At 61.7% G+C, this 14,379-nt stretch carries 22 protein-coding genes and 1 pseudogene; 20 read left to right on the forward strand and 3 right to left on the reverse strand.

Annotated features, from left to right (window positions below):
- Position 1 precedes the first annotated feature (1 nt).
- A complete protein-coding gene (locus ACLKMW_RS03520; RefSeq protein WP_415722989.1) occupies positions 2 to 1,813 on the forward strand; it encodes an anti-CBASS protein Acb1 family protein in 1,812 nt (603 codons plus the stop codon).
- 53 nt (positions 1,814 to 1,866) lie between these two features.
- On the opposite strand, the gene ACLKMW_RS03525 is transcribed toward ACLKMW_RS03520, so the two are convergent.
- Positions 1,867 to 2,175 (reverse strand): hypothetical protein, encoded by a 309-nt coding sequence (locus tag ACLKMW_RS03525; RefSeq protein WP_415722990.1) that lies wholly within the window; start codon positions 2,173 to 2,175, stop codon positions 1,867 to 1,869.
- A 97-nt stretch (positions 2,176 to 2,272) separates the two neighbouring features.
- Positions 2,273 to 2,959: a YoaK family protein gene (locus tag ACLKMW_RS03530; protein WP_415722991.1), complete on the reverse strand. Its 687-nt coding sequence runs from the start codon at positions 2,957 to 2,959 to the stop codon at positions 2,273 to 2,275.
- A gap of 42 nt (positions 2,960 to 3,001) precedes the next feature.
- Between ACLKMW_RS03530 and ACLKMW_RS03535 the strand changes: the two genes are divergently transcribed.
- From ACLKMW_RS03535 to ACLKMW_RS03560, 6 genes are all read left to right on the forward strand, one after another.
- Positions 3,002 to 4,126 carry a DUF2213 domain-containing protein gene (locus tag ACLKMW_RS03535; protein ID WP_415722992.1) on the forward strand — a complete coding sequence of 375 codons (1,125 nt, stop codon included), beginning with the start codon at positions 3,002 to 3,004 and terminating at the stop codon, positions 4,124 to 4,126.
- A 4-nt stretch (positions 4,127 to 4,130) separates the two neighbouring features.
- On the forward strand, positions 4,131 to 4,496 hold the full coding sequence (locus tag ACLKMW_RS03540; protein ID WP_415722993.1) for a head decoration protein: 366 nt from the start codon (positions 4,131 to 4,133) through the stop codon (positions 4,494 to 4,496).
- A gap of 53 nt (positions 4,497 to 4,549) precedes the next feature.
- Entirely contained in the window at positions 4,550 to 5,536 is a 987-nt protein-coding gene (locus ACLKMW_RS03545) for a major capsid protein (RefSeq protein ID WP_415722994.1), read from the forward strand.
- Positions 5,537 to 5,538: 2 nt separating this feature from the next.
- Positions 5,539 to 5,901 carry a hypothetical protein gene (locus ACLKMW_RS03550; protein WP_415722995.1) on the forward strand — a complete coding sequence of 121 codons (363 nt, stop codon included), beginning with the start codon at positions 5,539 to 5,541 and terminating at the stop codon, positions 5,899 to 5,901.
- Positions 5,902 to 6,294: 393 nt separating this feature from the next.
- Complete coding sequence (locus tag ACLKMW_RS03555; protein WP_415722996.1) at positions 6,295 to 6,771, forward strand: DnaT-like ssDNA-binding protein; 477 nt, start codon at positions 6,295 to 6,297, stop codon at positions 6,769 to 6,771.
- A complete protein-coding gene (locus ACLKMW_RS03560; protein ID WP_415722997.1) occupies positions 6,771 to 7,133 on the forward strand; it encodes a hypothetical protein in 363 nt (120 codons plus the stop codon). Before ACLKMW_RS03555 ends, ACLKMW_RS03560 begins: the two co-directional genes overlap by 1 nt.
- Here ACLKMW_RS03560 and ACLKMW_RS03565 read toward each other — a convergent pair.
- Complete coding sequence (locus tag ACLKMW_RS03565; RefSeq protein WP_415722998.1) at positions 7,130 to 7,372, reverse strand: hypothetical protein; 243 nt, start codon at positions 7,370 to 7,372, stop codon at positions 7,130 to 7,132. The two genes, ACLKMW_RS03560 and ACLKMW_RS03565, sit on opposite strands and share 4 nt — an antisense overlap.
- A gap of 68 nt (positions 7,373 to 7,440) precedes the next feature.
- On the opposite strand from ACLKMW_RS03565, the gene ACLKMW_RS03570 reads away from it, so the two are divergent.
- From ACLKMW_RS03570 to ACLKMW_RS03625, 13 genes and pseudogenes are all read left to right on the forward strand, one after another.
- A complete protein-coding gene (locus ACLKMW_RS03570) occupies positions 7,441 to 8,481 on the forward strand; it encodes a head morphogenesis protein (RefSeq protein WP_415722999.1) in 1,041 nt (346 codons plus the stop codon).
- Positions 8,478 to 8,897 (forward strand): HK97 gp10 family phage protein, encoded by a 420-nt coding sequence (locus ACLKMW_RS03575; protein ID WP_415723000.1) that lies wholly within the window; start codon positions 8,478 to 8,480, stop codon positions 8,895 to 8,897. The genes ACLKMW_RS03570 and ACLKMW_RS03575 overlap by 4 nt, the downstream gene beginning before the upstream one ends.
- Positions 8,898 to 9,311 (forward strand): DUF4128 domain-containing protein, encoded by a 414-nt coding sequence (locus tag ACLKMW_RS03580; protein ID WP_415723001.1) that lies wholly within the window; start codon positions 8,898 to 8,900, stop codon positions 9,309 to 9,311. It begins immediately after the preceding gene.
- 9 nt (positions 9,312 to 9,320) lie between these two features.
- The gene (locus tag ACLKMW_RS03585) at positions 9,321 to 9,548 is read left to right on the forward strand and encodes a hypothetical protein (protein WP_415723002.1); all 228 of its coding nucleotides are present in this window, start codon (positions 9,321 to 9,323) and stop codon (positions 9,546 to 9,548) included.
- A complete protein-coding gene (locus ACLKMW_RS03590; protein ID WP_415723003.1) occupies positions 9,545 to 10,018 on the forward strand; it encodes an iron ABC transporter substrate-binding protein in 474 nt (157 codons plus the stop codon). The genes ACLKMW_RS03585 and ACLKMW_RS03590 overlap by 4 nt, the downstream gene beginning before the upstream one ends.
- On the forward strand, positions 10,018 to 10,272 hold the full coding sequence (locus ACLKMW_RS03595) for a hypothetical protein (protein ID WP_415723004.1): 255 nt from the start codon (positions 10,018 to 10,020) through the stop codon (positions 10,270 to 10,272). Before ACLKMW_RS03590 ends, ACLKMW_RS03595 begins: the two co-directional genes overlap by 1 nt.
- A complete protein-coding gene (locus ACLKMW_RS03600; RefSeq protein WP_415723005.1) occupies positions 10,257 to 10,433 on the forward strand; it encodes a hypothetical protein in 177 nt (58 codons plus the stop codon). The genes ACLKMW_RS03595 and ACLKMW_RS03600 overlap by 16 nt, the downstream gene beginning before the upstream one ends.
- A gap of 41 nt (positions 10,434 to 10,474) precedes the next feature.
- A pseudogene (locus ACLKMW_RS26535) lies at positions 10,475 to 10,618 on the forward strand (phage tail assembly chaperone); the annotation flags it as partial.
- A 6-nt stretch (positions 10,619 to 10,624) separates the two neighbouring features.
- Entirely contained in the window at positions 10,625 to 10,777 is a 153-nt protein-coding gene (locus ACLKMW_RS03605) for a hypothetical protein (protein ID WP_415723006.1), read from the forward strand.
- Between the two features lie 2 nt (positions 10,778 to 10,779).
- Positions 10,780 to 12,678, forward strand: coding sequence for a phage tail tape measure protein (locus ACLKMW_RS03610; protein ID WP_415723007.1), 1,899 nt, complete (start codon positions 10,780 to 10,782; stop codon positions 12,676 to 12,678).
- A complete protein-coding gene (locus ACLKMW_RS03615) occupies positions 12,678 to 13,343 on the forward strand; it encodes a hypothetical protein (RefSeq protein ID WP_415723008.1) in 666 nt (221 codons plus the stop codon). The genes ACLKMW_RS03610 and ACLKMW_RS03615 overlap by 1 nt, the downstream gene beginning before the upstream one ends.
- Positions 13,343 to 13,933 carry a hypothetical protein gene (locus ACLKMW_RS03620; protein WP_415723009.1) on the forward strand — a complete coding sequence of 197 codons (591 nt, stop codon included), beginning with the start codon at positions 13,343 to 13,345 and terminating at the stop codon, positions 13,931 to 13,933. The genes ACLKMW_RS03615 and ACLKMW_RS03620 overlap by 1 nt, the downstream gene beginning before the upstream one ends.
- Positions 13,827 to 14,333: a DUF6950 family protein gene (locus ACLKMW_RS03625; RefSeq protein WP_415723010.1), complete on the forward strand. Its 507-nt coding sequence runs from the start codon at positions 13,827 to 13,829 to the stop codon at positions 14,331 to 14,333. Before ACLKMW_RS03620 ends, ACLKMW_RS03625 begins: the two co-directional genes overlap by 107 nt.
- Positions 14,334 to 14,379 lie beyond the last annotated feature (46 nt).

The following is a 14,379-nucleotide window of genomic DNA, read 5'->3' on the forward strand; positions in this document are numbered from 1 at the left end:
GATGGGTAATGTTCTGACCTTCGTCCGTGACGGACTGGCCAGCATGGTTGCCGGGCTCGGTACCGAGCGGGATAAGGCGGCCACGGTCTATTACACCGATCCGGTCATCGACCAGCAGCAACTCGTTGCCGCGTATCGCTCGGCATGGCTGCCGCGCAAGATTGTCGATATCCCGGCACTGGACAGCTGCCGCAACTGGCGGGCATGGCAGGCCAAGAACGGCCAGATCGAGCTAATCGAAGCGGAGGAAAAGCGCCTCAACGTCAAGAGCAAGGTGCTGGAGACGCGTAAGAAGGCACGTCTGTTCGGCGGTGCCGCCCTCTACATCGATCTCGGCGATGATGCCTCCCAGCCCCTGCGCGTCGAGAGCGTGAAAAAGCAGGGTATCCGCTTCCTGACCGTGCTCACGCCACGGCAGTTGCAGCCCGGCGAGATCGAGACCGACCCGCTGTCGCCGCTCTATGGCCGGCCGAAAGACTATACCATCGTTGCGGGCACCACGGCGCAGACCGTCATTCATCCGTCGCGGCTGGTCATCTTCTACGGCAACGAAATGCCTGATAACGATCTGACGTCCGGCGGCGCCTTTGCCTGGGGCGACAGTGTCCTTGTCTCGGTCATGGAAGCTGTGAAGCAGGCCGACTCGACGTCAGCAAACATCGCCAGCCTGATCTTCGAGGCGAATGTCGACGTCATCACCATGGAAGGGCTGATGGCCTATGTCGGCACGCCTGACGGGGAGAGGAAAGTATCGGATCGATATCGCATCGCCGCCACGGGCAAGAGCATCAACCGCATGCTCATCCTCGACGGGAAGGAGAAGTACGAGCGTAAGGCGGCCAGCTTCACCAACCTGCACGAACTGATGGATCGCTTTTTCCAGAACGTCAGCGGCGCGGCCGATATCCCGATGACACGGCTGTTCGGTATGTCGCCAGGCGGGCTCAACTCAACTGGCGAGGCTGACCTGCGCAACTATTACGACCGAGTGGCCTCTGGCCAAAGGCTCGAGATGCAGCCGGCCATGGCCAATCTGGACGAATGCTTGATCCGCTCGGCCACTGGTGCGCGTGATCCAGACATTCACTACGACTGGAACCCTCTGTGGCAGATGAGCGAGAAGGAAAAGGCAGAGGTTTTCGAAAAGAAGGCCAATGCGGCGCGCACCATTGCAGGGAAAGGGCAGGAAAACCCGCTGATGCCCGTCGAGGCGCTTTCGGATGCATTCGTCACCGAACTGGTCGAAGACGGCACGCTGTCAGGTCTTGAGGCCGCGATCGCCAAGTATGGCGGTCTGGCCGATCAGGAGGATGATGAGGACGATGCTGAAGCTGCGCTAACGCCGGCCAAGGGTGAAACAGCCAAGCGGGTGATTGCGAAGGACGCCGCGCCGCGCACGCTCTATGTCCGCCGGGATGTGCTGAACAAGGGCGAGATCGTGCGGTGGGCGAAGTCTCAGGGCTTCACCGACATCGTGCCGGATCTGCACGTCACCATCGCCTACAGCCGGACGCCGGTCGACTGGTTCAAGGTCGGGACGTCATGGTCGGAGAAGGTAGAGATAGGCGCCGGCGGTCCACGCCAGATGGAAGGGCTGGGCGCTGACGGCAAATACATCGCGCTGCTGATCACGGCGAATGAACTGGTCTGGCGTCATCGCGAGATCATCGAGGCCGGCGCGTCGTGGGATTGGCCCGACTATCAGCCGCATATCTCGATCCAGATCGGCGGCGACATGCCGGCGAACGTCGAGCCGTACCAGGGCAAGATCGTGCTCGGGCCGGAAATCTTCGAAGAGGTCCGGGAGGACTGACCGACCGCGTCCGGCGTATCCGGGCACTGCGGCCGCCGGCCCGCAGCATTCAATCAGGTTGGATCAACACGATCGCCGGAGTTGAACAGCTCCCCGCTATATGATGCCAGAATGAACTTCTCGACAGTCACTTTCCGGCCAATCTCCTGGGATGTGGCGGCGACGGCATCATCGAACGCCCTCTTGGCTGTGTCACGGTCAGCAAAAACGCCCACCAGTGTTGTATTCGGACGGCGAAACCATTTCTTGCTTTGCGGCCCCCAAATCCACCGGCTCCATCCGCGTTCTTCCGCTTCAAGCATAGTGCTGTGCGGCTCGTGGTTGGTACGCGTTAGATCATAAGTGATGATGTAGTCTGTCATTCCCAAACCTCCCAAGTTGCTGCCAGATCGTGCGCAAAGCTTGGTCGAGAGTCTAGCGAGAACTGTAAATGCAATTCAAAGAGGCTGTAACCGTCCCTTACGCTCGAGAGGCGCGAAATGCCTCGGGCATGGCGATTGTGACCAATACGACCGAACTGACCAGGAGCAACCATCCGCCGATCGCCAGGTAAGCGACGACGCCGAGGACGCCTCCAACGAAGAACGAAATGATGGTGGTCAGGTACAGGCGCAACCGTGCGATGGCCTCTGCCCTTTGAGGGGGATTTCCTACAACGGCCGCTAGGCCGAGACCGATATCGGTGGCCATCCCAGACACATGAGTGGTTCGCACGCGAGCGTTGGAAATTCGCGTTGTTGCGGCGTTCTGTAGGCCCATGATGAAGCTGAGCCCGAGGACCAGTGTCATCACATTGGGGGCAATCAAATCCATGGCGCCGAGTGCAACGAGCAACGCGGCCTCAAGCGTGATGCTGTACGCATAGATCGCTCTCACGCCGCGTGTCCTTCCGGCCTCGATCAACAGCCCGGAAACGAACGCACCTGCGATGAAGGCGACGACGAGCGCACCGAAAAACGCGGCAAGGGACATCTGGCTTAGGCCGAGGTGGTCGGAAATGGCAGAGACGTTACCGGTCATGTTCGCGGAGAAAAAGCCTGTTGCTTGAAACCCGGCAGCGTTGAGTGCTCCCGCGACACCCGCAAGCAGAGCCGCCAGCCTGATATCGATTCCGATGGTTCGTTCATCACCTTCGCGGACCAGCATACTTTCGAGCCTCCCCTAAGGCTCCACAATAGCGAGCAGATCATGCAGTTCCAAGATGCTGTAACCGTCGCGGGAACGCGGCGGACCGGTGACGGCTATCTTGTCGCCACCGCCAAATGTGTGCGTGCCGGCATCCAACTCTATACCGGCGACGAACTCGGCAAGCCCGACATGAAGGTGGTGCGCGTGTACCGGCCAGCTGAGGAGGTGTTCGCCAAGGACAGCCTGCAAAGCTTCAGCCACGCGCCGATCACGATCAATCACCCGACCGAGCAGGTGACGGCCGACAATTGGAAGGCTCTCTCGGTTGGCGAGGTTAGCACCGCCGCCAAGAAGGTGGATGACTGGGTCGAACTGCCGCTGATCTTCAAAGACGCGTCGGCCATTGCCCAGATCGAGAGCGGCAAGCGGGAACTGTCCGCCGGCTACGTCGCCGACTTCGATTTCACGGCAGGCGTGACGCCCTCGGGCGAGGCCTACGACGCCGTTCAGCGGTCCATCCGCATCAATCACCTCGCTCTGGTCGATAAGGCCCGTGCCGGGTCACAAGCTCGCGTTGGCGACAGCGCGAATACCTGGGGCGCTGCCCCGCTCCCTCCAACCACTGACAAGGAGACCATCACAATGAGTGATGCACTTCGTACTGTGGTCGTGGACGGCTTGTCGGTGCAGACCACCGATCAGGGCGCCCAGGCCATCGAAAAGCTTCAGAAGGCCGTCGCTGACGCCCAGAAGCGGATCACCGACGGCGATGCCGCCCACAAGGCGGAACTTGCCAAGAAGGACGAGGAGATCGGCACCCTCAAGGCGGACAAGAAGAAGCTCGAGGACGCCGCACCTAAGCCGGCGGATATCGATCGCATGGTCGCTGATCGTGCCGCGCTGGTGACCGCCGCCAAGGCCGTGGATGAGAAGATCGTCACCGACGGCAAGACGGACGCGGAAATCCGCAAGGCAGTCGTGACGGCCCGGCTTGGTGACGAGGCGGTCAAGGATGTTTCCGACGCCGAGATCACCGGCATGTTCAAGGCCCTGACCAAGGATGCCAAGCCGAACGACACCGTGCGGGATGCGCTCCGTACTCAGGACCATTCCATCGCAGCCAATGATGCCTGGGGCGAGGGCGTGTTCGCCGCTGCCGGCGTCAGCGTGAAGAAGGGAGCCTGATCCAATGGCACAGCTCAACGAAAATCGGGGCACCGCCAATTTCCTCGTGTCCGAGGCAAATGGCATGTATCGCAGCCGGGAAGAAGGCACGGTTGCAGCCGGTGTGGCCCCCGGACTGCTTGCGGGAACCATCCTCGGCAAGCTCACCGCTGGCGGAAACTATGTCCGCTACGACCCCGCCGCGGCCACGGGTGCCGAAGATATCGCCGGCATTCTGTTTGAGGCTGCCGTCGGCACCGTCAAGCGCACCATCGTCGTTCGCGACTGCGAGGTGAATGGTGCGCATCTCATCTACCAGGCTGGCGCTGATGACGCTGCGAAGGCTACCGCCAACGCGGCCTTGGCGGCGCTCGGCATCATCGTTCGCTGAAGGAGGCCGAAACCATGGCATCTATGGATATCTTCAACAATTCGGCCTTCTCGATGACCTCGCTCACCGGCGCGGTCTCCAAGGTCGGGTACAAGCCCCAGCTTCTTGGGTCCCTCGGTATCTTCGAGCCGATGCCCGTGCGTACCCGCTCGATCTTCGTCGATCGCCGCGAGAACAAGCTGGTCCTGATCCCCGCGAGCGCCATCGGTGCACCGCCGAAGGAACTCGAGGTCGATCCTCGCAATGCGGTCCCGCTCAAGACAGTTCGCCTGGCCAAGGGCTTCACGCTCTATGCCGAGGAGATCCAGGGCATTCGCGCGTTCGGATCGGAAACCGAGTTCGCCCAGGTGCAGGCCGAATACCTGCGCCGCATGGCGATGATCCGCGACGACATGGAGCTTACTCATGAGTTCCATCGCCTCGGCGCCCTGCAGGGGCTTCTGCTCGACGCGGACGGCACGACGGTGATCTACAACTACTTCACCGAGTTCGGCGTGGCCGAGCCTGCCGCGATCGACTTCGATCTCGACAATCCCACGCCGGCGCCCGGTGCGGTGCGTCTGAAGGCGGCCGAGGTGATCCGCTCGATGCAGCGTTCCGCTGGTGGCGCTTTCACTCCGTCGACCACGGTCCATGCTCTGGTCGGCGACGCGTTCTTTGATGCGCTGATCACGCATCCGGAGGTGGAGAAGACCTACATCAACTGGCAGGCCGCCGCCGACCTGCGACAGGATCGGTCGTTCCAATCCTTCGTTTATGGCAGCATCACCTGGCACAACTACCGGGGTACCGACGACAATTCGACCGTGGCAATCGACACGGACGAGGCCAAGTTCTTCCCCGTGGGCGCGCGTGACGTGTTCAAGAAGGCGATGGCACCGGCCGAGTTCGGCCCGTACATCAACACGCTTGGGCAGGACACCTACGCCATGAACATCCCGGACCGTGACCGGCAGGCATGGACGCGCGGCGAGCTCTACAGCTATCCGCTCTACTTCGTGCAGCGTCCGGACGTGCTCCGCAAAGGCGTGAGGACCTGATCATGGCTGAGTATCACGTCAAGAACGGCAGCGCCGTTGCCAAGGCCTTCAAGGTGAGGGGCGGCCACACGGTCGTCCCTGCCGGCAAGGAGGCTGATCTGGTGGACGCCAAGGAACTCACTGAAGTGCAGATCGAGGCTTTCGACCGCGAAGGCGTCAAGGTGAGGGCCAAGGGCGGGAAAGCGAAGAAGGACGAGGAAGACGGTGACACCAAATCGGTGACCGAAGTCCTTGCCATGGCCGATGACAAGGACGTGCCGTTCATGTCCTTCAAATCGGCAGCTTCCAAGCTTCTCGGTGACAAGACGCCGGCCAAAAAGGACGAGATCGTTCTCGCCCTGATGGAACTGGCAACCAAGCCCTGATCACCCGGCCCTTCACCGCCTGCCAAATCCCATCCCCGGCTCGGGCTGTGAGCCGGGGAGCGAGGCCTACTACAATAACTCAGCGGCCTCGCGTGGTTTCGATGCCGACCCTCTCTCTTCGAGATAATTCCCGAAAAAGTGCTCCGGCTGGCTAGCGGGAACATGATAGCTGCGCTGGCACCATGGGCAGCGGACCGCAGCTCGCGGGCGAGGTCCTGCACATGATGGACAGAACCGGCGGGCAAACATCGCAAACTCCTTATCTTCAGGTCTTCGATCGGGCGCTGGGCGCTACCCGAAACATGGCCATGAATAAAAGCAAATCAAGGCGGCTAGACCCCTGAAATAAAAGGCAAAATGTCTCATTGAAGACACCTGCCAGCGGAGGCTGTGATGGCCGGATACGGCGACGATGACGGATTCACCGCGTACATGACGGCCAATGGCTATACCGTGCCTGAAGGTAACATCCCGGCCGCTCGGCAGCGGGGGAGCGCCTATATCGACGCCACCTATGGTGCGCGCTTCACAGGCATGCCCACTGGCGGTGTCGAGCAGGAAAGGGCCTGGCCTCGCACCGGAGCGACTGCATTCGGCACGGCGCTGGCATCTGACATCATCCCCGTCCGCGTTGTGAATGCCTCGTATGAAGCTGCATTGATCGAGATGCGGGAACCAGGATCGTTGTCGGCCATCACCAGCGGGACGTCTCTGGTTAAGCGGGAACGCGTCGATGGCGCCGTCGAGGTCGAATATGCCGTGTCGGACAAGACCGATCTCGCTACGGCGGCCCAGCCGATCGTGACGGCCATTGAGGGCATGCTGGTGCCGCTGCTCACCGTGCCCATGCCTGCGATCCTGGTGGTCTGATGGCCAAGTTCGATTATGGCCGCATGCAGAAGACGGCCACGCGGCTGCTGGACAGGTTTCAGCAGGGCACCGTCACCCTCAAGCGCGTCACCACGGTTCCGGGCCCGAACGAATGGGACCCGCCCGTCGAGACGGCGGTGACCTATCCGCTCAAGGCCACCGTGAAGCGCCTCCATCAGCGCTACGAAAATGGGGTCCTGATCGTCGAGACCGGCGACATGGTGACATTTGCCGTGCCCGAGGTGGTGCCGGTGCTCACGGACAAGCTCGTCATAGATGGCGCCGAGCGTGCCATTACCAATCTGACGCCTGTCCCGCCGGCAGGAACTATCGTGGTGTGGAAGGCGTGGTGCGCGGCTTAACGCCAGTAGTGATCGGAACGCGCGGACGACTGCCCGCAAACCCATCCCACGACAAAGCCGATCGTCCCAACTAGCAGCGCCAACGTGGTGAATGTGCCGGGGTTCTCGCGCACGGTCTCGCGGGCATCGCGGGTTGTTTGGTTCATTTGATCTTCGGCTCGGGAATGCATGTTTGACGCCTTGAGCTGATTGGTATCGTCACGCTCCATTCCGATGTGCTTCTCGAATTCGTTGGCCATTGAAGTGCTCCGGTTGGTGGGTTCCAAAGAACACCGGTCTGGCGACATTGTTCCCGTAAGGAGACGCGATGCTTGTTCGCCTCACGCCTCGGCAGCGATTTGAGATTCTCGTCAGCCAGTACGAGCCGCAGCTTCGTAAAGCCTTCCTCGACGCGATCGACGACATCCGTTCCAACATCGTCCTGCGCCGCGTTGTAGAGCGCCTCGAGCGCGGAGACATCAACGGGGCTGTCCGGGCCATGAACCTGGACGAGGCCGCGTTCAGGCCCTTGGATGAGGCGATCCGACAGGCGCTCAACGGAGGTGGTGTCGCCGCCGTCGAACAGATATCGACGCTTCGCGATCCGGAAGGCCATCAGATCGTGGTTCGCTGGGATGCGCGCAACCTGGCTGCTGAGGCATGGCTACGCGAGCAAAGCACGACGCTGGTTACCAATATCATCGAGGATCAGCGGGAGGCGATCCGCACCGCGTTGGAAGATGGCCTTGCACGTGGTGACAACCCGACCCGTACCGCTCTTGATGTCGTCGGACGCATCAACCGCGCCACAGGCAAGCGCGAGGGCGGGCTGATCGGGCTCACCACAGCCCAGAGCGAGTACGTTGCCCGAGCCCGCCAAGAACTGCTTTCCGGTGAGCCCGACCGTCTTCGACATTATCTGACCCGTGGCCGGCGCGATAAGCGCTTCGATCGGGCGGTGCTGAAATCCATCGAAAGCGGTAAGCCCCTCACTGTGGAGACTGTGACACGGATCGTAGGGCGCTACTCGGACGGTCTATTGAAGCTGCGCGGGGATACGATTGCACTGCATGAGACGTTCCAGTCCATGGCAGCAGCAAAGGACATCGCCTTTCGCCAGCAGATCGAGAAAGGCAACCTGCAGGCCCAGCACGTCACCAAGACCTGGAAGCATACGCCGCAGAAGAACCCGCGCGAGGATCATGTCGAGATGCAGGGCCAGAAGGTCCAATTCGATCAGCCATTCATCGCGCCAGACGGCACCGCAATCCCGTACCCGCATGCTCCCGGCGTTCCGGCGAGGCACACGGTGGGTTGCAAGTGCTACGCTGAATACAAGATCGATTTCGTCGCTCAACTGGTGATGTGATGGCTCAATCCTTCGCGGCGACTGTAGGCGATTGGTGCCACAAGGTGCCGAACGCCTTGGAAGCTGTATTCAAGGAAAGCGCGCAGGAGCTGGTGAGCCAGCTCAACGAGCTCGTGCCAGTTGATACCGGGTTTCTTCGCGCCTCCCTCATGGCTTCGACATCAGCCATGCCGCAACTCACGCGGGCCAATCCTGGCATGCCTGCCCCGAACGATGTCGGGGAAATCATGCTTGTCATCGCGGGCGCCGAGATCGGGGACACGCTCTATCTCGGCTACACCGCGAACTACGCCAGCTACGTGCATTACGGGGCACAGGGCAGGGCGCCTCGACCATGGGTGACGATGGTGGCGCAGCGTTGGGTTTCGATCGTCGAGACCAAGGCTGCCGAAGTGAAGCAGCGTTTGGGGCTTTAAATGCCATCCATCGAAACATCGATCTGGCTCGCTCTGAAGGCGAGGGTGCAATCGCTCGTCCTGTCGCCGGTGCTCCCGGTGTCGTGGCCGAACGAGGCTTTCACCAAGCCGACGGGCGGCTATCTGCGCGTGACGTGGATTCCAAACATCACTCGCCGCCTATTCCTCAAGGGATCTGACCCGCACCAGCGCCTATCGCTCCTGCAGATCGACGTGTTCGCGAAGAAGAACCAGAACGTCGCCGTCGCGTTGGAGATTGCTGGCCAAGTGGCGGCGCACTTCCCGGCTGATCTGCGCATGACCTACGCCGGCATCACCGCTCAGGTGGCCCGCGCTCCAGAGATCGCTCAGCCGATCGACGATGACACGCACCTGATGATCCCGGTCACGGTGCGCTGCTCGGTCTTTGCCTGAGAGGACACAATGGAAATCGTCTACTCGCGCCATCTGGTCGCCGATCTCGGCGGCCGAAAATACCAGAACCCGCGCCTGTTTTCAGGACCGATCGAGGGCGCGGCCACGGTGTTCATTGACGGTGACTGGCCCCAGATCGCAGCGGCCTACCGGGCAATCGGCGCCGAAGTCCTGCCGATCAGTGAACTGGGCAAGGCCCGCAAATCCAAAGCTCCCAAGAAAGGAACCGACCAATGAGCGTCACGACCGCTTCAGGGGCCAAAATCTTCATTGGCCCGACCACTGCCGCTGCTGATGCCGCAGCTTATGCTGCCCTCGTCTATACCGAGATCGGCGAAGTCGAGAGCCTCGGTGAGTTTGGCGACGAGGCGGCCGACGTCACCTTTACCTCGCTCTCTGATGCTCGCGTCCGGCACCTCAAGGGCTCGCGTGATGCCGGGGTGATGTCGGTCGTCGTCGGCCGCGATCCACTCGATCTCGGCCAAGTCGCCGCCCGCGCCGCCGAAAAGACCAAGTTCGCCTACGCGTTCAAGGTCGTGGCGGCTGATGCGCAGGATGCGAACGACACCGACAGCACGTTCTATTTCCATGCCCTGGTGCAGTCGGCCAAGGAGAACTTCGGCGAGAGCGACAATGTCGTCCGCACGACGTTCAACCTCGGAATCACCACCGCAATCATCGAAGTCCCGGCGACGGTGGTGCCGTAATGGTCGATCTTTCCAAGTTTGACGGCTTCGCCAAGACCTTCGATGACGGGATCGACGTCGATATCCGTCATCCTGTGTCCGGCGAAAAGCTCGGCATGACGGTGCGGATCGCCAGCTACCAGTCGGAGCGGGTCAAGAAGCTCCAGCGCAAAATGGCCAATGCCGCCATGCGCGAGCAGCGCCGCAACCCGAAGAAGGCGGCCACGGTCGAGGAGGTCAGGAGAAGGCCTTCGATATCATGGTGGCATCCGTGATTTCGTGGGAAGGCTTCGAGCGTGGTGGCAAGGAACTGCCTTGCACGCCTGAGAGCGTCCGCGCCGTCCTGACCAATCCCGATCTCTGGTTCATCGCCGAGCAGATCGATAAGGCGGCCGAGGATAGCCAGGCTTTTATGACGGCCTCGCAATCGACCTGATCTCGTTTGCTGAGGCCAAATTCGCCAAGGGCGGAACCGATCTGGAGCCGCCAGAGGCAACCGCCCATATCTGGCAGTGGTATTGCGACCTGTCAGCCTCCTTTGGCGGCATTGGCGGGACGGCCTTCTATTCAGAGCTCGAGGCCTATCAGCGCGTCACCGGTGCCGAGATAGAGCCGTGGGAAGCATCAGTGCTCCGCTCGCTCTACGGCGTTCAGATCATGGGCGAAGCCAAGCGGCAGAAGGCGGCACCCGGCGGCGGAACGGCGAAGTTCGAAGTCAACGCGGATGATGGTGCCGGCGTGAAAGGCCTGCTGCGCGGGTTCGGAGCGAGGAAGGGTTAGTCATGGCGGATGTGGCGGTACTCGGGCTCGAGGTCCGTTCGGATCAGGTCGAGAAGGGCACCCGTGCCCTCGACCGGCTCACCAACTCGGCCAAGCGCGCACAGGCTGCGTCGGACGGCATCACTGTTTCGACGAAAAATGCCGGAGCAGTGGCCAAGGCTGCGAATTCGAATTGGGAGAGCTACGACCAAACAGTCGGCCGGCTTGGCATCAGGACGAAGCAGACGGCGGCGGCTACCAAGGCTGCGACTTCCGCCGTTAACGGACAGGCTGCGGCGGTCTCTAACGCTGCCAAGAGGGCCGATGTCGCAACGCGCAGCTATGGCGCCTTCGCCGCTGTTTTGAGGACTGTCAGCGGTATCGTTGGCAACTTCGCCCTCAACGCTGTCTCTGTGGCCGTTGGCGTCCTAATGGCTGAGTTGGGCAAGCTAGTCGATTGGGCCGGCCTCGCGGTGTCGGCGCTTCACATGCTCGCCGATGCGATTGAAATCATTGCGCCATACGCTGCCATGGCGGCGGCGGGCCTCGCCTTGGTCTATGCGCCGGCGATCATCGGCGGAATTGTGAGCCTTATCGGGCTGCTCGGGCAGCTTTCGCTTGCCGCGCTCGGCCTCGCTGCCTCGTTTGCCGCCGCAAACCCTGCCGCCACATTCGTGCTTGGGCTAACGGCTGCTGTGGCTGCGGCAAACGTCTTTCGGGACGAACTAGCCCAGATATTCGGCCGAGACATCGTCGGTGACGCCAAGAATGCGGTGAACTTCATCATAGGCGCATTTGTCGGCGGGTATGATGCGGTTGTGGCCGCATGGAACTCGCTCCCGGCCGCATTCGGTGATCTCGGCTATCAAGCCGCGAACAAGTTCATCGAGGGCATCAACTGGATGGTGGGCGAGGTCGTCTCCATCGTCAACGGGCTGATTGCCAAGATCAATGGAGGTATTCGGGGCGCGGTCGGTGCCTTGGGCGGTGACGCCGCCAATGCCGTGCAGTTGAAGGACCTGGGAAGCCCTCAGTCGTTCAAAATGGGCGGGATCGCCAATCCCTATGCCGGTTCGGCCGGTGCAGCGGCGGGAGCAGCAAGGCAGGCTTTCGCCGGAGCGCAAGGCGTCGACTATGTCGGGCAGATCGGCGGCGCGATCAGCAGCATGGCATCGTCTGCCGCTGACAAGCTTCGTGGCTTGGCTGGGAGCTTCGGGGGCGTCGAGGATGCAGCCGGCAAGGCTGGCGGTGCTGCCAAGGGAGCCGCCGACAAGGCGAAGGACGCCTGGGCAGGGCTCCGCGGGGCAGTTGACAAAGTCAGCGATGGCATGAAGTTCGCTCGCGACGTGGTCGGGGGCTTTGTCTCCGATCTACGCGCCGGGCTCAAGAATGGCGAGAGCTTCTGGGAAAGCTTCAAGAACGCTGCCAGCAAGGCGATCGACAAGATCGTCGACAAGCTGATCAACAACATGCTGGACGCGATCTTCCAGGTTGGTTCGGCTGCTGGAGGCGGGGGAGGCGGGTTCCTTGGTGGGCTGTTCTCGTTTCTCGGTTTCGCCAATGGTGGCGTGTTCCAGGGCGGGCGGGTGACGCCATTTGCGCGCGGCGGTGTGGTGTCTCGCCCGACGCTATTTCCGATGGCCAATGGCGCCGGGTTGATGGGCGAGGCGGGACCGGAGGCGATCATGCCGCTGCGTCGGGGGCCTGATGGGCGTCTCGGCGTCACCGCGGCGAACGGCAATGCGCAACCGCAGAAGCTTCACGTCACTGTCGGCGTGTCCGTCGACGATGACGGCAAGATCAAGGCCTACGTCACCGATATGGGCCAGAAGGCGGCTCAAGCTGGGGCATCGGTGGCGGTCAAGCAGGTCAACCAGTCCCTGCCTTCCATGATTGCCAATGCTCAGTCGAGGTCAATGTAATGGCAACGCCGCTTTGGCCGATCGACCTTCTCTGGCCGCAGAAGCTCAACGTCGATCTGGCGCAGCGTTCATTGGCTGCGCCGTCATCGGTGTCTGGCGTCACTCAGGTCGTCGCTTCCGATGCCGGTATCTGGAAGGTCACCTATGACGCTGTACCGGTGGTCGATGAGCAAAAGGTGAAGGCGTGGCGTGCCATTGCCAATCTGCTGGAAGGCCGGCTCGGCTCCATCCTGGTTCCGATCACGCGATTCTATCAGCCGGTGCCGGATGGCTCCGAGCCACTGTATGAACCCGTTCCGCATTCGGACGATGCATTCTTCGACGACGGGACAGGCTATGTCGGGCGCGTCATTGATGTGGTGACGGTCGGCTCCATGGCACTGCGTGCAGTGTCTGGCACTGTGACGGTGAACTATGCCGGCACCATCGAGCCTGGGCAGCATTTCAGCGTCGGTGAGCGGCTGTACCGGGTGCGGTCGTTCAACCCTGATACGGGGGCAATCACCTTCCGTCCACCGCTGCGTGAGCCGGTGCCATCCGGCACAAACCTGGAGTTCGACGAACCGGTCGTGAGGATGAGGTTAGCCACGGATGGTGAAATGGACCTGCCGCTTGATCTTGGGCGGTGGGGGTTCCCAAGCGTGAACTTTATCGAGGACCTGTGATGGCCTTCTTCACGCCCGATCAGATTGCCGCACTGTCGGCCTCGACGGCGCGCGTTGACCTGCTCGCAAAGTTCGAGTTCAGGTCCGGCACAGCCTATCTCTGGAATGGCGACACCGATCTGGTGACTGGCGGCCAGACATGGAAGCCGATGCATGGCGCCGGCGTTATCGACGGGCTTTCGGCGCCGACAGGCACGGCGGCTGAGGCGGTGACATTCCAGCTCAATGGCTTGCCCGACCAGGCGACCGACCTGCTCAGGATGGCGCTGGAAGATAAGCAGGACGCGACGCAGCAGTTAGTAACGGTCTACCTGCAACTGTTCAATGCGGACTGGCAGCCGGTTGGTGTGCCGATCGGCATCTGGTGGGGCTTTATGCAGCCGGCGCGTGTCACGCGGACGCCGATGCAAGGCACGGAAGGCGCGATCCAGTCGATCACGCTGCAGGCCGAGAATGCCTTCTTCAACCGGTCGCGCCCGCCTTATGGGCGCTACACCGATCGTGATCAGCAGAAGCGTTCGCCGGGCGACAAGTTCTTCCAGTTTACAGCATCCATGCTGTTCAAAAGCTTTGTGTATCCAGATTTCTGATCCGGTCGGAGCCTGCATTGATCATTTCCGAATTTGTCGCCGCAGAGGCGCGGAAGCCTTCGCGTGGGGTGAGAACGACTGCGCGTCGACCGCTGACCGGTGGGTGGAGACGGTGCGCGGTTTCTCGCCGATGGCTCGTTACGGGCGCCACCATGCCAACCGGCAGGAGGCGCAGGACTGGTTAGCAGAGCCGGGTGGCATTGCCATCGCCTTCAGCCGCGTCATGCGCGCCGCCGGTTTCAAGCGGACCAGTGAACCAAAAGCCGGCGACTTGGGGCTGGTGATCTTCGACAGGCGCATGTGCGTCGCAATTCATACCGGCACTTTCTGGTTCTCCCGCCATGAAGACGGGCTGGTCGGTGCGCCGCTCAAAAACGTTTGGAAGGCGTGGGCCATATGAGAACGCGCTACATCGCGAACACGCTGAACCTGGAGGGCTCGACGGC

The sequence above is a fragment of the Borborobacter xinjiangensis genome, from assembly GCF_047739745.1.
Classification (GTDB): domain Bacteria; phylum Pseudomonadota; class Alphaproteobacteria; order Rhizobiales; family Rhizobiaceae; genus Pseudaminobacter.

Coding starts and splice junctions, on each gene's coding strand:
- ACLKMW_RS03555 (WP_415722996.1), top strand. CDS start 6,295: ATGGCCGGATACGGCGACGATGACGGATTCACCGCGTACATGACGGCC.
- ACLKMW_RS03625 (WP_415723010.1), top strand. CDS start 13,827: ATGGGCGCTACACCGATCGTGATCAGCAGAAGCGTTCGCCGGGCGACA.
- ACLKMW_RS03530 (WP_415722991.1), bottom strand. CDS start 2,959: ATGCTGGTCCGCGAAGGTGATGAACGAACCATCGGAATCGATATCAGG.
- ACLKMW_RS03615 (WP_415723008.1), top strand. CDS start 12,678: ATGGCAACGCCGCTTTGGCCGATCGACCTTCTCTGGCCGCAGAAGCTC.
- ACLKMW_RS03535 (WP_415722992.1), top strand. CDS start 3,002: ATGCAGTTCCAAGATGCTGTAACCGTCGCGGGAACGCGGCGGACCGGT.
- ACLKMW_RS03590 (WP_415723003.1), top strand. CDS start 9,545: ATGAGCGTCACGACCGCTTCAGGGGCCAAAATCTTCATTGGCCCGACC.
- ACLKMW_RS03525 (WP_415722990.1), bottom strand. CDS start 2,175: ATGACAGACTACATCATCACTTATGATCTAACGCGTACCAACCACGAG.
- ACLKMW_RS03585 (WP_415723002.1), top strand. CDS start 9,321: ATGGAAATCGTCTACTCGCGCCATCTGGTCGCCGATCTCGGCGGCCGA.
- ACLKMW_RS03570 (WP_415722999.1), top strand. CDS start 7,441: ATGCTTGTTCGCCTCACGCCTCGGCAGCGATTTGAGATTCTCGTCAGC.
- ACLKMW_RS03595 (WP_415723004.1), top strand. CDS start 10,018: ATGGTCGATCTTTCCAAGTTTGACGGCTTCGCCAAGACCTTCGATGAC.
- ACLKMW_RS03580 (WP_415723001.1), top strand. CDS start 8,898: ATGCCATCCATCGAAACATCGATCTGGCTCGCTCTGAAGGCGAGGGTG.
- ACLKMW_RS03565 (WP_415722998.1), bottom strand. CDS start 7,372: ATGGCCAACGAATTCGAGAAGCACATCGGAATGGAGCGTGACGATACC.
- ACLKMW_RS03520 (WP_415722989.1), top strand. CDS start 2: ATGGGTAATGTTCTGACCTTCGTCCGTGACGGACTGGCCAGCATGGTT.
- ACLKMW_RS03600 (WP_415723005.1), top strand. CDS start 10,257: ATGGTGGCATCCGTGATTTCGTGGGAAGGCTTCGAGCGTGGTGGCAAG.
- ACLKMW_RS03550 (WP_415722995.1), top strand. CDS start 5,539: ATGGCTGAGTATCACGTCAAGAACGGCAGCGCCGTTGCCAAGGCCTTC.
- ACLKMW_RS03620 (WP_415723009.1), top strand. CDS start 13,343: ATGGCCTTCTTCACGCCCGATCAGATTGCCGCACTGTCGGCCTCGACG.
- ACLKMW_RS03540 (WP_415722993.1), top strand. CDS start 4,131: ATGGCACAGCTCAACGAAAATCGGGGCACCGCCAATTTCCTCGTGTCC.
- ACLKMW_RS03545 (WP_415722994.1), top strand. CDS start 4,550: ATGACCTCGCTCACCGGCGCGGTCTCCAAGGTCGGGTACAAGCCCCAG.
- ACLKMW_RS03610 (WP_415723007.1), top strand. CDS start 10,780: ATGGCGGATGTGGCGGTACTCGGGCTCGAGGTCCGTTCGGATCAGGTC.
- ACLKMW_RS03560 (WP_415722997.1), top strand. CDS start 6,771: ATGGCCAAGTTCGATTATGGCCGCATGCAGAAGACGGCCACGCGGCTG.